The following is a 13,724-nucleotide window of genomic DNA, read 5'->3' as shown; positions in this document are numbered from 1 at the left end:
GTATTCTATTGTATGAAATTGAGAAAAAATTTATGAGCACTCACTTCTCATTAAAAAGTGCATCAGTTATAACAGATTATTTATTTAAATTTCGAATTTTTTCTCTTCCAGCCATTTGTTGGATTTGTTCAACTTTAATAGGTTTTGGTACTGTAAATGGACGCCTTTCTTTATTTGTTATCGGATTGTCTTTTATAATCAGTATTTTTTTATTAAAAAATATAAAGTGGAATATCTCTTCAACTTTTTCTTTTTTATTAGTTATTTCTTTTTTATTAGCTTATTTCTTTTTCTATAAAACTCCAAATATGCCTCAACATTTGGATGGTAAGTTAAATCCTATACTTTACGTGTTTAAGGCGTTTCCTACTTTATTTTCATTTTTTATTATTTTTGCACTTCCAAGTTTAAAACAAAAAAAGCTCTTTTTTATAGGAATTGCTTTGGGAATGTTTGTATTTGCAATTATCAATTCCATTGCAACCTTAGTTTATTTAGAACCCCCTTATTATGGAAAAGCGTATCACTTCTTTTATAAAATGGAATATAATTCGCCTGGAATTACCATTTTGGCTAGTATGCTACCTATCGTTCTTTTTTGTTTTAACGGTTATCTTTTGAAAATAGATAAAAAACTAAAATGGCAAAATGTATTTTTTCTATTCGTTTTTTTGATTAGTCTTTTCATTTCATTTTTATTTAGTGCACGAACCTTTTTTTTTCTGATCATTGCAAATATAATTATATTAGTTTTGATTCGATTGTGGAAAATCTATTCGATTCCTAATAAAGGGATATATTATAAATTTATTATTGGATTTTTGATCTTGTTTGTTTCGTGTTCTTCTATTTATTTTTTCTTAAAAGAAACATACATTGGTCAGAGAATTATGAACGGAATTTATTCCGAAAAATTAAATCATCATGTTGATTATTGGAACACGATTAAAAAAGATTTTTTTATATACCCTAAAATTACAATTGGATCTGAATATACTTTTTGGTATCATAATATTTTTTTTGATTCGCATAAAACTTCCGGTCCTATCACCGCTTTGATATTGTATATTTATTCGGTTTTTATTTTTTTAATTGCATTAAAAAAATCTTTAAAAAGAGATTATAGATCGTTCCGATATTTTCATTTCTATATTTGTTTTATTCCCTATTTAATGACAACAATACCTTGGGAATCCTCAGAGTCTCAAATGGTAGCATTGTTTGCGGGTTTAGGGGCTTTGATCACAACTGTAGATGATCAAACTCCTGAAATGTAGAAGTTTATTTCAAAAATCGCAAAATAAACTAAATTCTAAGAATATAATAAAAATAGAATGTGATTTTTGCTTTTGCAGAAATTTTATAACAAACTTTTCTGTTAAATAAAACTTAAGAACTTTTCTCAAAACTTCAAAATGTAGGAACTGCTACTAAGATTTAACAACATTAGAACTACTCGAAGTTCACAAATTGCCAAATGCAACTTAATTTGTTAGGAGCTACTGCGTTTTATTAAAAATTTCTAAAGAATGATCGCGTAAAATTCTTTAAGGTTTTAAGAAAAGTTCTTAAGTTAAAAAAAATAAAATCAAAACTTGTAATGTTACAAAAACTTTATATTCTATATCCAAATTTGAAAGATATACTGCATAACAGCGGTTGGCTTTTTTTTGATAAAATTTTTAGAATGGGAATGGGAATGTTTTTAGGAGTTTGGATAGCCCGCTATCTAGGTCCTGACAGCTATGGAAAGTTAAATTACGTGATCGCCTATATTGCGTTAATTGGTAGTTTTACAAATTTAGGCTTAGACGGGGTTGTTGTCAGAGAACTCATTAAAGAGAAAGCTCAAAAACAAGAAATTATCTCTACTTCTTTTTTGTTACAATTGATCGCGGGAGTATTCGCATACGGAGGAGCAATTTTACTCATTCCAATTCTTAGACCAGATGAATCGGATCTATTTTGGATGGTATTTCTCGTCGGGTTGACTCTTATTTTTCGCTCAGTTGGAGTAATAAAATATTGGTATGAGGCCCAAGTTTTATCCAAATACTTTGTATGGCTTGAAAACGGATTATTTTTTGTGTTTTCGGGAGTGCGTATACTATTGATTTTAAATGGTTTCGGTGTGTTTGCTTTTATATGGGTCGGATTGATAGAATCATTTATTAGTTTATTTGGTTATTCTTTATTATATAAATATCATAATGGCTCTTTGTCTGTACTTCACGCAAATTGGAAAAGGGCTCAAACATTATTGAGAGATAGTTGGATGTTGTTACTTTCAGGATTGGCCGTAATTGTGTATATGCGGATCGATCAGATTATGATAGGTCAGATGATGGGAGACGAAGCGGTTGGAGTATATACGGCGGCTGTCAAAATCAGCGAAGTATGGTATTTTATTCCAATGACGATTGCGTCATCGATATTTCCCGCAATATTAAAAGCGAAAGAGTTTAGTCAAAAGTTATATCTAGAAAGATTGAGTCTTTTACATTCTTTTATGTTTTTGTTAGCTCTAATGATAGCTATACCGATGACATTTTTGTCTGATCCGATTATTCAGATGTTTTTCGGAGAAAAATTTTCAGAAGCGGGAGTTATATTAGCTATTCATATTTGGGCTGGAATTTTTGTTTTTTTAGGAGTGGCTAGTAGTCGCTATTATCTAACTGAAAATTTACCTAAGGGAGAGTTATATAAAAGTATATCTGGTTGTTTGGCAAACATAGTTTTAAATTATTTTTTGATCCCTCTCTATGGTATTAAGGGAGCTGCCATTGCTACAGTAATTTCTCAATTTATAGCGAGCACTTTATTCAATCTATTTTTCAAACGAACTCGTGAAATATTTTTTATACAATTGGAATCGGTTTTTTTTTGGAGAATGTTCAGTCGTTTAAATCAACTTAGAAATCGATTGCTTAAGGATGGTTAAAAGATGTCATTAGCTCCGATTGCACTTTTTGTTTATAATAGACCGGAACATACAAAAAGAACGATCGATTCTTTATCAAACAACGATTATGCGGAACAGTCTGAATTATTTGTATTTTGTGATGGACCTAAGCCCAATACAAATATGGATAAGATTAGAGAAGTTAGATCGATTGTCAAACAAGCGACTGGTTTTAAAAAAGTTATCGTTTATGAAAAAGAAAACAATGTAGGTTTAGCAAAATCTATTATATCTGGAGTGACTGAACTAGTAACAAAACATGGAAAAATTATCGTTTTAGAAGACGATATGATAACTTCGAAATATTTTTTAACTTATTTAAATCATGGATTAGAATATTATGAAAATTTAAATCAGGTAGTTTCTATACACGCTTATCGATTGCCGTTTACCGCAAAAACTCCCGAGACGTATTTTTTAAGAGGTGCTGATTGTTGGGGCTGGGCGACTTGGAAAAGGGGCTGGGATCTATTCGAGGTCGATGGACAAAAACTTTTGGATAAATTAATTTCAGAAAAACTAATTTATCAATTTGATATGCAAGGGTCTTATCCTTATACCCAAATGTTAAAAGATCAGATTGCAGGTAAGAATGATTCCTGGGCGATAAGATGGTATGCTTCCACTTTTTTACAAAATAAATTAACTTTATATCCTGCAAGATCTTTAGTGTTTAATATTGGATTGGATGCTTCCGGAACACATTGTGAAGTTACAAACGAATACGATGTGGATTTGAGTTCGATTCCGATCCGGATTGAAACGATTCAAATTGAAGAGAACGTTTACATTAGAAATTTATATAGAGATTATTTTCGCAAACTCAGTCAATCAGATTTAAGAACTCGAATTTTTGGTCGATTGAAACAACTTTTAGAACGTATAAAAACGAGAATTTGGCCAGACAAATCTAATTTGCTCTAGGATTTAAATTCTTAAATTGTGAAATTTTATCTTCTGGAATTGTTTTGAGTTTTATAGTTTATTTATAAAAACAATATATATAAAAATTAGAATGGTTTTGCTTTGGTAAGGATAGAGAAATTTTATATAAAATTCAAAAAAATAAGAGTCTCTCCCAAAAATCTGTCGGAGCGTCCTAAAACGCGACCCGGAAAATCCAGCGAATGCTTTTCTAAGTATATCGGTATTTAGGAAGAAGTTCAAGAAGAGAGACTCTGAGTTTCCACCGGTCCATCGAAAAGTGTTTGTTGAGTTTTTCGAACGATTTTTCGGAAGGAAATTGAGTTTCACAAAAATGTGGGACCCGTATAGAAATTATAATAATAACAAAAGAGTATTAAAAAACTATAAATCCTTTATAGCGATTTTTGTGAGAACTATCATATTTTGTTTAAGATTCAAAGGCGATTGATTTTAAGGTTTTGGGACAAACTCTAAATATAAAATCTTTGCAAAAACACTGCTTCTAAACACCGTAAAAATTATAGAAATTTTCAAATTTTGGCTTTATTTAGAATTTGCCGATTCATTGTTTGTAAATTTTAGAAAGACTTTGAAAATTTATAATGTTTAAAATTTGGATATAAAATAGTTATAATTTTTTAAAAAATACGCCCTTATTCTAAAGAATACGAAAGTAAAATTTTTAGATTTTTTCTTATGAATTCAATTTTAAAAACATATATAAAGAAAATCGCATATAAGTTTTCACCTCCCATTTTTTGGGATTTATTAAAGTTTGTCAGAAGGCAATTCCATAAACGAGTTAAATTCAAAATACACGGCAAGCTTTTTTATGACGATTTTAATGGAATTTATAAAACTTGGGAGGAGGCTTCTCAGTTCTGTGGTTCTTATGATTCTGATCTAATTTTAGAAAAGTGTAAACAATCTTTATTAAAAGTAAAACGAGGAGAAGCCGTTTATGAAAGAGATTCAATCGTTTTTGAAAAAATTCAATATTCTTGGCCTTTGACATCAGGGTTACTTTATGCAGCGACTATGTCCAATTCAAAGCTGAACGTATTAGATTTTGGAGGTTCTCTAGGAAGTAGCTATTATCAAAATCGAAATTTCTTAAAAGGAATTAAAAATTTATCTTGGAATATAGTAGAACAACCGAATTTTGTTCAAGCAGGTAAAAAATATTTTAAAGATGATATTTTAAATTTTTATGATTCTATTGAATCCTGTATTAATGATAAAAATCAGAAAATCAATGTATTCTTAGCTTCTAGTTCTTTTCCTTATATAAAGGATCCGTTTGTGTTAATCAAAAAAATTATTCAATACAAATTTGCTTATATTATAATAGATAGAACTTACTTTATAGATTTACCTAAATCCATTGTATCGATTCAGAGTGTACCTTCGGAAATTTACGAAGCGTCTTATCCGGCTTGGTTTTTTAATTTTGAGGAATTTATCTCTTTATTTCAAACAATGTATCACTTAGTTACGGATTTTGAAAGTTATTTACAGGCAACCGGTAGATTAGAAGGTCTATCAACTCAAGAAAAAGGAATGATTTTTGAACTTAAGAAAACTTTGTAAAGTTATATTAAATTTTTAAAATGTTTTGAATTTATGTTCAATCTTTTATTATAGAAACCTATACACTGGATGATCTTAGAAAAAACAGTTTAAAGATTCATAATGCCTTGTTGTGTAGGGTTGTTATAATGTTTTGTAAAAGCTTGTCCTAAAGCCTTAAAATCTGGAGACTACTACGAAAATTAGAGCTACTCGAAGGTTTGCAAATTGCTAATATAATCTAATTTGTAGAAACTACTGTATTTTATTAAAAATTTCTAAAAAATTATCGCCTAAAATTCTTTAAGGTTTTGGGACAAGTTCTAAGTAAAAATTTATGTAAGTTCATGAAAGTTTAATTTCAATTCATTTCATAAACTTTTAAAACGTTTTAAATAATTTTTAAATGAATAATAGAGTTATTCAAAAATTATTTTTCTTTTATTTATTTTTCATTAAGTTGAGTGGGTGATTTCGTTTTGCTAAGAATTATCTTAAAAGTACTTTGTCTTTGTTTAACATATTGACTCTGATTATTCTAGGATATTTTTGAGATAGTTTCTAATATCGAATCTCAATAGTTTGAATGTAGCTTTTGTAATATATATTTTAATATTTAATAATGTATTTATGTTATACATTTAAAAATAAATAACTGCCAATGAAATACCTCTGCACTTTATTCGATTTTAATTATTTACCCTTGGGAATATCTTTATACGAGTCTATTCGGCTGCATTTTGGAGATTTTCATCTTTGGGTTCTTGCGATGGACGATAAGACTTGTACTTTTTTTAAAGAAAATTCCTTCGATCATGTTACAGTGCTCTCGTTAAGTGACATCGAGTCCGAAGATGTTTTAGTGGCAAAAGGAAATAGAACCTGGCAAGAATATTGCTGGACTCTTTCGCCAGTTTTACCTTCTTACGTATTGGCTAAAAATCGAGGTATAGATCACATAACGTATTTAGATTCAGATATATATTTTTTTTCCGATGTAGAACCAGTTTATAATGAAATCGGAAAATATTCCGTAATGATTATACCACACCGTTTTCCAGATCGTCTTAAATATCTCGAAGCCAACGGAATTTATAACGTTCAAATGGTATATTTTAAACGAGACGAAATCGGAATGAAATGTCTTAATCGTTGGAGAGAACAATGTTTGGAATGGTGTTATAACCGATTAGAAGAAGGGCGTTTGGGAGATCAAAAGTATTTAGACATATGGCCTCAAGCTTACAAAAACGTATGTGTATTAAAAAACGAACAAGCAGGAGTCGCTCTCTGGAATGTGGAAAAATATAAGATTGAATTGAAAAATGGAAGGATTTTTATCGATGATGTTCTTTTAGTATTTTATCATTTTCATATGTTTAAGTTTTATGCGGGAAATATCTATGGAACTGGGATTTCCGATTACGGATTGAATTACAAAACTTTAAAAATTATTTATGAAGTTTATGTGGAGCAATTGATCAAAGTGGTTTCTCGTTTTGATCTAAAATTAAGAAATTTAAATATTCTAGAAATGTGTAATATGATCGAAAAAAAGAATTTTTATTCATATTCTTTTTTTAATAAATTTTTTTGGAATGTTTTTCTCTACGGTTTTGTAGTTTTGAAAAAGATTCTAAAAATTGGCCGAAATTCTCTTTTAAAAGTTTATCCGGAAGCTTGAAATATCGATTTTGAATCTTTAGATAAAATATGTAGGTTCTGTAAATTACATCGAGTAAAATAAAATCTTGTTCTGATACAGATTAAAATATTCAATTCTGATTTTGTGTAGTTTTTTAGCAAAAGTATTGTGGAAATTAGGTTATTCTTATGGATGAAATTATAGTCAAAAATTCAGGTTATATAAACCTAAAAAAAATCAGAGACGATAGAGACGGAAATTTAATTATATTAGAAAGTTTGAAAGATATACCTTTTGAAATAAAACGAGTTTATTATATTAATAATTTAGAAAACTCTGTAAGTGTAAGAGGCCAGCACGCTCATAAACAGATTGAACAAGCGATTTTTTGTGTTAGCGGGAGTTTTACCTTGAGATTAGATGATGGAAAAACAAAACAGGAAATTTTAATGAACAAAGATAATGTGGGAGTCCTTTTGGGAAAAATGCTTTGGCATGCTATGGAAAATTTTTCTTCCGGTTGTATCCTTCTTGTTGCCGCTTCGGATTATTATAGAGAAGACGATTACATAAGAAATTATTCTGATTTTATCAGGCTGGCTGGTTGAAAAAAAATTAAATATGATTGAATATGAAAATTTACGTTTAGCGAATGAACGCTTTTTTGACGAGTATAAAACTAAACTTTTAGAAACCATAGAAAGCGGATGGTATATATTAGGAAAAGAAGTTTCTAACTTTGAAAGTCAATTTGCAGAATACAATGGAAATAGATATTGTATTGGGGTAGGAAATGGTCTAGATGCGTTGATACTCGCCTTAAAGGCGTTAGGTCTAGAAAAGAATTCTGAAATTATAGTTCCTTCAAATACGTATATAGCTTCTATATTAGCAATTTTGCATGCAGGTTTGAAACCCGTTTTAGTTGAACCAGATATTCGGACCTATAACATTGATCCCCAAAAGATAGAGGAAAAAATAAATTTTAAAACAAAAGGGATTTTGATCGTACATCTGTATGGTAAACCTTGTGAAATGGATTCTATTTTAAAGATAAAAGAAAAAAATAATCTGTTTCTAGTGGAAGATTGTGCGCAGTCTCATGGGGCCTTGTATAAGAATAAAAAAACGGGAACGTTTGGAGAAATGAGTGGATTCAGTTTTTACCCCACTAAAAATTTAGGAGCTCTTGGGGATGCGGGTGCGGTTGTAACTGATAATGATTTATATCACGACGAGATTCGGAAATTAAGAAATTATGGTTCTTCAATCAAGTATAAAAATGATTTGGTCGGATATAACTCTCGTTTAGATGAATTACAAGCAACAATTTTAAGTATCAAGCTGAAACATTTGGATGTAATGAACGAGCATAAAAGAAGTTTGGCGAAAATTTATCTAGAAAATCTAAAAGAAGATTTTATAAAACCAATAGTCGACGAAGAAGTTTACGACGTATATCATATCTTTAATATTCGTCATACAAAACGTGACGATTTGCGAGACTATCTGTTAAAAAATGGCGTAAAAACAGAAGTTCATTACCCAATTCCTCCTCATAAACAAATAGCGATGAAGGACGTAATCTTATACGCAGAGGGCGAGTTTGCGATCTCAGAAGAGATTCATCGTACAACTCTTAGTCTTCCTATTTCAACTTTTCATACAGAAGAAGATATTTATAAAATTGTAGAAATTATGAATAGATTTTAAAGAAAGATTTTCATTTATCAAAAATAAAAATTTCTTCATATAAGAATTTCATAAAAACTAAATGCTTTTATAAAAATTTTACTGATATTATTAGACACATTTCAAATCTGATTTTTGAAAAACTTTGAATTAATTTTTATACATGATCGCTAAAGAGCCAAAAATTTCAATAATTACTATCAATTTAAATAATCTGGAAGGGTTACGTAAAACTTTAGAAAGTGTTAAGTCGCAGACTTATACAAATTTTGAATTGATAGTCGTAGATGGAGGTTCAACGGATGGAAGTTTTGAATATTTAAAATCAAACTTAGATTTAATCAAAAAGTTTATCTCTGAAAAAGATAAAGGGATTTATAATGCACAAAACAAAGGAATTTCGCTTTCTAAAGGAGAGTATCTCGTTTTTTTAAATGCGGGAGATACTTTGCTACAAAAAAATATTCTATTAGAGATTTCTAAATTTTTAGACCAAGATGTTGATTTAGTATATGGAAATATACTGATAGATTCTAAAGATAATGGAATTATTGAGAGAAAATATCCGGATCGATTGAATTATTTTTATTGGTCGATAAAATCTTTATGTCATCAAGCGGTTTTTATTCGTAAAAGCCTTTTTGATTTATACGGATATTATAATGAAGAATATTTATTTGCTGCCGATTTTGAATTCTTTCACAGATTTTGGTTTAATAAAAATATAAAAATAAAACACGCATCTGTATTTGTAACTTTATATGATTTTAATGGAGTAAGTGCTCAACCAAAAAATAGAAAACGAATAGCAGAAGAATATCAGAAAATTAAAAAAAAGTATTTTCCAATCTGGGCTTACGTAGTTTATAAGGTGAATAGTTATTTACTTGAAAGATTCTCTAACACTTTCGTTTGGAATTTACTTTTTAAATTCTATAGATTTATAAACCCAAAAAGATAAAATTTGTTTCGAAGCCTAAAAGATATTAAAGGCAATTACTCATACTTACTACGAAGATTTATAGACTAACACCAAAAAACAGTCTAAAAATATAGTAGTTCTTACAAATTGCTTCTATCCCGAAATTTATAGTTCTTTTTGAGGAAAATCCTACAGTTCAAATTTTGAATAACTTAGTAAAATTATTTTTATATAACGGAATGACAATAAGATATTACTAATTTTGAAGCTGACTCTTGTTTAAAAAGCAAAATATTGAATAATTAAATATTCTAATATATTTTTTGGATGATAAAAGAACCATTTAAAAATAGTAGAAAGTATATTAGAATTATTGAAAAATTAATTCTCCATTTGTTTCTATTTTATGGGAATGGGCAATTGAAGCAGTTTTGTTAATTGGAACTAGGGAATTTTTCAACAACTCTATTTAATTTTGGAAATTACTACTTTTAAAAATTTTTTAAACCTAATATTTATAAATATTTTTATTTCTGAATATTCTAAAAATGTATAATACTCCTATTGTTTCTGTGATCATACCGTGCTATAACTACGGGAAATACATTGAACAAGCGATTCAAAGTATACTCGAACAGAGTTATAAGAATTGGGAAATTATAGTCGTAGACGACGGATCTGATGATGAGTATACGATCGAAAAACTAGAGGAACTCAAAAAAGAATATGCGGTAATTAAAATTGACCGATCTGGTCCAGCCGTGGCCAGAAATGTAGGAATCGAAGCAGCCAAAGGAAAGTTCATCTTACCATTAGATTCAGACGATACAATTCATTCGGATTATCTTTTAGAAGCAATTTCTGCTTATGAAAAAAAACCATCCTTAGGAATTGTATATTGTGAAGCTGAATTTTTTGGCTCTATGAAAGGAAGATGGAATCTTCCGAAATATAGTTTTCCGGAAATACTTTTAGACAATTGTATATTCGTATCAGCAGTGTTTAGAAAATCGGATTGGAAAGAGGTTGGCGGATTTAATGGAAACATGAAAAACGAATGGGAAGATTATGACTTTTGGCTTTCGTTGATTGAAAAAGGAAGGGACGTTTATAAAATACCTCGAGTAATGTTTTATTATAGAAGAGGTCACGTATCTCGCTCTAGCAGATCTATTGAAACGTATTTACCTCTTTATTTACAGTTATTTAAGAATCATAAACGTTTATATACTGAAAACATTGAAGTTCTGTTTAAGCGTCATTTAAAGGCAAGAGAATTAGAAGAACAGTTCTCAATACTAACTAAAAACCCAATCATTTACGGAATCGTAAGATTTTTAGTCAGTTGTCTTAAGTTTTTTGCAAAGTGAAATTCATAAATAAAAAAGTTTAGGCATTTCTGCATCATAAATTAGTATAAAATAAAATTCTTATATATAAAGTACAGGTTGGAGCCTCTCCACTCTAGTCAACAAATTAAAAATCAAAAGTTAAAAAATTAACTATTCCCGCAATTTGTTAACTCAGCTCGATTTCTAACGCCGCGTCCCATAAAAAGTGGTGTTGCTGAGTTTGCCCAGATTCTTTAGCTTTAATTTTCTTGGAGTGTTTTGATTTTAAAATTGCATCTTAAGTTTTAAAAGCTAAAATTTAGAGAAAAATACAATTCTGATGAATATTTATTCAGAGTTATATAATAGAACGTTGTAACGCTCTATGCAAAGAACTGTCTTACCTATTTCTATAAAATTGAGCACATAAATATTTATTATAAAGTGTCGTTTTACGTAAGTTTGATTTAATCCAATTTGAAAGCGCTTGAAGTGTAGGAGAACTGAGCAAAACATTCCTATGAATCACGTTCTAAATTAAAGCTAAAGGAGATATATTGTATAATGTTTCGTTCATGCAATTTACTAACTGAAGCTGAAACCGTGCTCTGGCAACAATGAATTCACCAGATTTTTTTTACGCAGAATTCGCTTTATTGAAGTGCAAACTGGGTGTTTTATTATGTAGTTTTGAATAGTTCGGAATATTAAGTATATTTTATATGGTATCAGTAAAAATTAAAACGTAATGATATAATTAAAAATGAAAACCTTAATTTTAAAAATCGATGAATTTTATCGAAAGCTAAAATACCTTTTTAGGCAGTATCAATATTATTTTAGAATATACAAAGATTCTAAGATTCCATCTGAGTTTGTATACTCTCCTTTGGTGAGTATTTTAGTCCCAGTGTATAATACTCGACTCGATCATTTAAAAGAAATGGTAGACTCAGTAACTTCACAAAGTTATACAAATTGGGAATTAATACTTATAGACGATGCTTCTCCAGACGAAAATCCAGGAAATTATCTGAAAGAAAGAAGCAAAACAGATTCTAGAATTTTATATTTTCGTTTGAATAAAAACGGAGGAATCAGTTTAACAACTCAAAAAGCTTTTGAATATTCTAAAGGAGAATACATAGCGTTTTTAGATCATGATGATCGTTTGTCAAAGAATGCTTTATCAATTGTCGTGAAAACGTTACAGGAAGAAAAAAATAGACCTGAATTTCTTTATTCAGACGAAGTCTTTCAATCTAAAATTCCAGGAATTTTTTCACTTTCTGTAAAGCCTGAATTCTCACCTGAAAAATTAATCTCTCATAATTATATCTGCCACTTTGTAGTAGTTTCAAAAAACTTAATTTATCGAATGGGTGGAATTCGAGAAGGATATGACGGAAGTCAGGATCATGAATTCGCTCTTAGAGCATCTAGATTTACTAATCAAATTAAAAGGCTGCCGTATTTTTTATATATATGGCGTCTTCATGGAGGAAGTTTTTCTAGAAAAAAAGCAGAGATTTGCGAAGCCAGCTCCAAAAAAGCTATTTTAGAACATTATAATGATAAAAAGGAAGAAGTTGAAAAAATTGTTTCTGGAAATTACCCTTTTACCTATCACGTTTTCCGTAAATTAAAGAAAAAATATATAGTATCAGTGATAGCGCGAAACTGTAGCGACTTAAATTGGGTGTTTTTTCGAGAAAGTATACAAAATTTTCTTTCTTTTCCCTTAGATGTTAAAATCGAACTTTGGCTTCCAGAACAAAGTGTACTGAAACAAATTCAGGAAGAGAAAAATATAAAATTAGAATATTATAAATTATTTAATAATTCTTTAGTTTCTCGAGAGTTAAATCAAATTGTTGCAGCCACAAAAGGAGATTTTGTTTTTTTTTGGAATCCTGGGTTTCAGCCTAATAATCAAAGCTGGCTCTACGAACTATTACAACATGCGCAGTTCTCTGAGATTGGAGCAGTTTCACCTATCGTTCTCAATAAAAAAAAGGAACTCGTTTATTCTTCGTTAATTCTTGGTAAATATGGGTTTATTGGAAGGTCTAGAAATAATCTTACTGTGTCCAAAACTAAGATATGGTCCGGAGAATGGGTTGAAAAAAATGTTTCCGCTATATCTGGAAACTGTTTGTTGATTTCGAAAAAAAGTTGGAATGTGATAAACGGATTGGACGAGTCTTTTCAGAAATACTATTGGGATATAGATTTATGTCTGAGACTTCGAAGGGCGGGTTTTAGGCTGGTGAGTAATCCGTTTTCAGAATTCATTCAGACGATCTCTGATTATAAAATTTTTAAAGAATTAAATCCAAAATTTTTGGAAAGTGTAAATGATCGTAAAAAACTCATAACAAAATGGGGAGTTTTTTTGGATGTAGATGATTTTTACTCTTCACATTCTGATTTAGTTGGAAAAGATATGATTCCGAAAGGTTTAAATCATGGTTTCCTAGAATGGTATTGGAAAAAAAAATGGTCCATCTAATAAAAAATATTCCAATATTAGAAATTAATAAAGTAGTCTTAGTTTTAAGGAAAAATTTTTTAGAATTTTAGTTTATATAAAGTTTAAAAAATAAATTTAGAAATAATAAAACAGAGAACTCTTATTCTTTATGATTACGAATTTTAGTTTATTAGAAAAAT

10 protein-coding genes are annotated in these 13,724 nt (G+C 29.3%); all 10 read left to right on the top strand.

Features of this window, described 5'->3' with window-relative positions; genetic code table 11:
* Window positions 1–32 precede the first annotated feature (32 nt).
* The 10 genes from BW942_RS04745 to BW942_RS04700 all read left to right on the top strand — a co-directional run bounded on the left by BW942_RS04745 (window position 33) and on the right by BW942_RS04700 (window position 13,563).
* Window positions 33–1,277: a DUF1229 domain-containing protein gene (locus BW942_RS04745; RefSeq protein WP_000103600.1), complete on the top strand. Its 1,245-nt coding sequence runs from the start codon at window positions 33–35 to the stop codon at window positions 1,275–1,277.
* A 323-nt stretch (window positions 1,278–1,600) separates the two neighbouring features.
* Window positions 1,601–2,944, top strand: a complete 1,344-nt coding sequence (locus BW942_RS04740) for a flippase (protein ID WP_000939582.1) — start codon at window positions 1,601–1,603, stop codon at window positions 2,942–2,944.
* 3 nt (window positions 2,945–2,947) lie between these two features.
* Complete coding sequence (locus tag BW942_RS04735; protein ID WP_000050431.1) at window positions 2,948–3,889, top strand: glycosyltransferase; 942 nt, start codon at window positions 2,948–2,950, stop codon at window positions 3,887–3,889.
* Window positions 3,890–4,588: 699 nt separating this feature from the next.
* A complete protein-coding gene (locus tag BW942_RS04730; protein ID WP_001084675.1) occupies window positions 4,589–5,482 on the top strand; it encodes a TIGR04325 family methyltransferase in 894 nt (297 codons plus the stop codon).
* Between the two features lie 640 nt (window positions 5,483–6,122).
* Window positions 6,123–7,145: a hypothetical protein gene (locus tag BW942_RS04725; RefSeq protein WP_000876106.1), complete on the top strand. Its 1,023-nt coding sequence runs from the start codon at window positions 6,123–6,125 to the stop codon at window positions 7,143–7,145.
* 149 nt (window positions 7,146–7,294) lie between these two features.
* Window positions 7,295–7,714 (top strand): sugar 3,4-ketoisomerase, encoded by a 420-nt coding sequence (locus BW942_RS04720; protein ID WP_000343398.1) that lies wholly within the window; start codon window positions 7,295–7,297, stop codon window positions 7,712–7,714.
* Between the two features lie 13 nt (window positions 7,715–7,727).
* Window positions 7,728–8,819 carry a DegT/DnrJ/EryC1/StrS family aminotransferase gene (locus BW942_RS04715; protein ID WP_000575178.1) on the top strand — a complete coding sequence of 364 codons (1,092 nt, stop codon included), beginning with the start codon at window positions 7,728–7,730 and terminating at the stop codon, window positions 8,817–8,819.
* 142 nt (window positions 8,820–8,961) lie between these two features.
* Window positions 8,962–9,759 (top strand): glycosyltransferase family 2 protein, encoded by a 798-nt coding sequence (locus tag BW942_RS04710; protein ID WP_000560752.1) that lies wholly within the window; start codon window positions 8,962–8,964, stop codon window positions 9,757–9,759.
* 509 nt (window positions 9,760–10,268) lie between these two features.
* Window positions 10,269–11,090, top strand: a complete 822-nt coding sequence (locus tag BW942_RS04705; RefSeq protein ID WP_000282880.1) for a glycosyltransferase — start codon at window positions 10,269–10,271, stop codon at window positions 11,088–11,090.
* A gap of 724 nt (window positions 11,091–11,814) precedes the next feature.
* The gene (locus BW942_RS04700) at window positions 11,815–13,563 is read left to right on the top strand and encodes a glycosyltransferase family 2 protein (protein WP_000854002.1); all 1,749 of its coding nucleotides are present in this window, start codon (window positions 11,815–11,817) and stop codon (window positions 13,561–13,563) included.
* Window positions 13,564–13,724: the final 161 nt, after the last annotated feature.

This window comes from Leptospira interrogans (genome assembly GCF_900156205.1).
Classification (GTDB): domain Bacteria; phylum Spirochaetota; class Leptospiria; order Leptospirales; family Leptospiraceae; genus Leptospira; species Leptospira interrogans.
The sequence above is the reverse complement of the archived record's forward strand: the minus strand, read 5'-3'. Positions and strand labels throughout refer to the sequence as shown.

Coding starts and splice junctions, on each gene's coding strand:
- BW942_RS04745 (WP_000103600.1), top strand. CDS start 33: ATGAGCACTCACTTCTCATTAAAAAGTGCATCAGTTATAACAGATTAT.
- BW942_RS04740 (WP_000939582.1), top strand. CDS start 1,601: ATGTTACAAAAACTTTATATTCTATATCCAAATTTGAAAGATATACTG.
- BW942_RS04735 (WP_000050431.1), top strand. CDS start 2,948: ATGTCATTAGCTCCGATTGCACTTTTTGTTTATAATAGACCGGAACAT.
- BW942_RS04730 (WP_001084675.1), top strand. CDS start 4,589: ATGAATTCAATTTTAAAAACATATATAAAGAAAATCGCATATAAGTTT.
- BW942_RS04725 (WP_000876106.1), top strand. CDS start 6,123: ATGAAATACCTCTGCACTTTATTCGATTTTAATTATTTACCCTTGGGA.
- BW942_RS04720 (WP_000343398.1), top strand. CDS start 7,295: ATGGATGAAATTATAGTCAAAAATTCAGGTTATATAAACCTAAAAAAA.
- BW942_RS04715 (WP_000575178.1), top strand. CDS start 7,728: ATGATTGAATATGAAAATTTACGTTTAGCGAATGAACGCTTTTTTGAC.
- BW942_RS04710 (WP_000560752.1), top strand. CDS start 8,962: ATGATCGCTAAAGAGCCAAAAATTTCAATAATTACTATCAATTTAAAT.
- BW942_RS04705 (WP_000282880.1), top strand. CDS start 10,269: ATGTATAATACTCCTATTGTTTCTGTGATCATACCGTGCTATAACTAC.
- BW942_RS04700 (WP_000854002.1), top strand. CDS start 11,815: ATGAAAACCTTAATTTTAAAAATCGATGAATTTTATCGAAAGCTAAAA.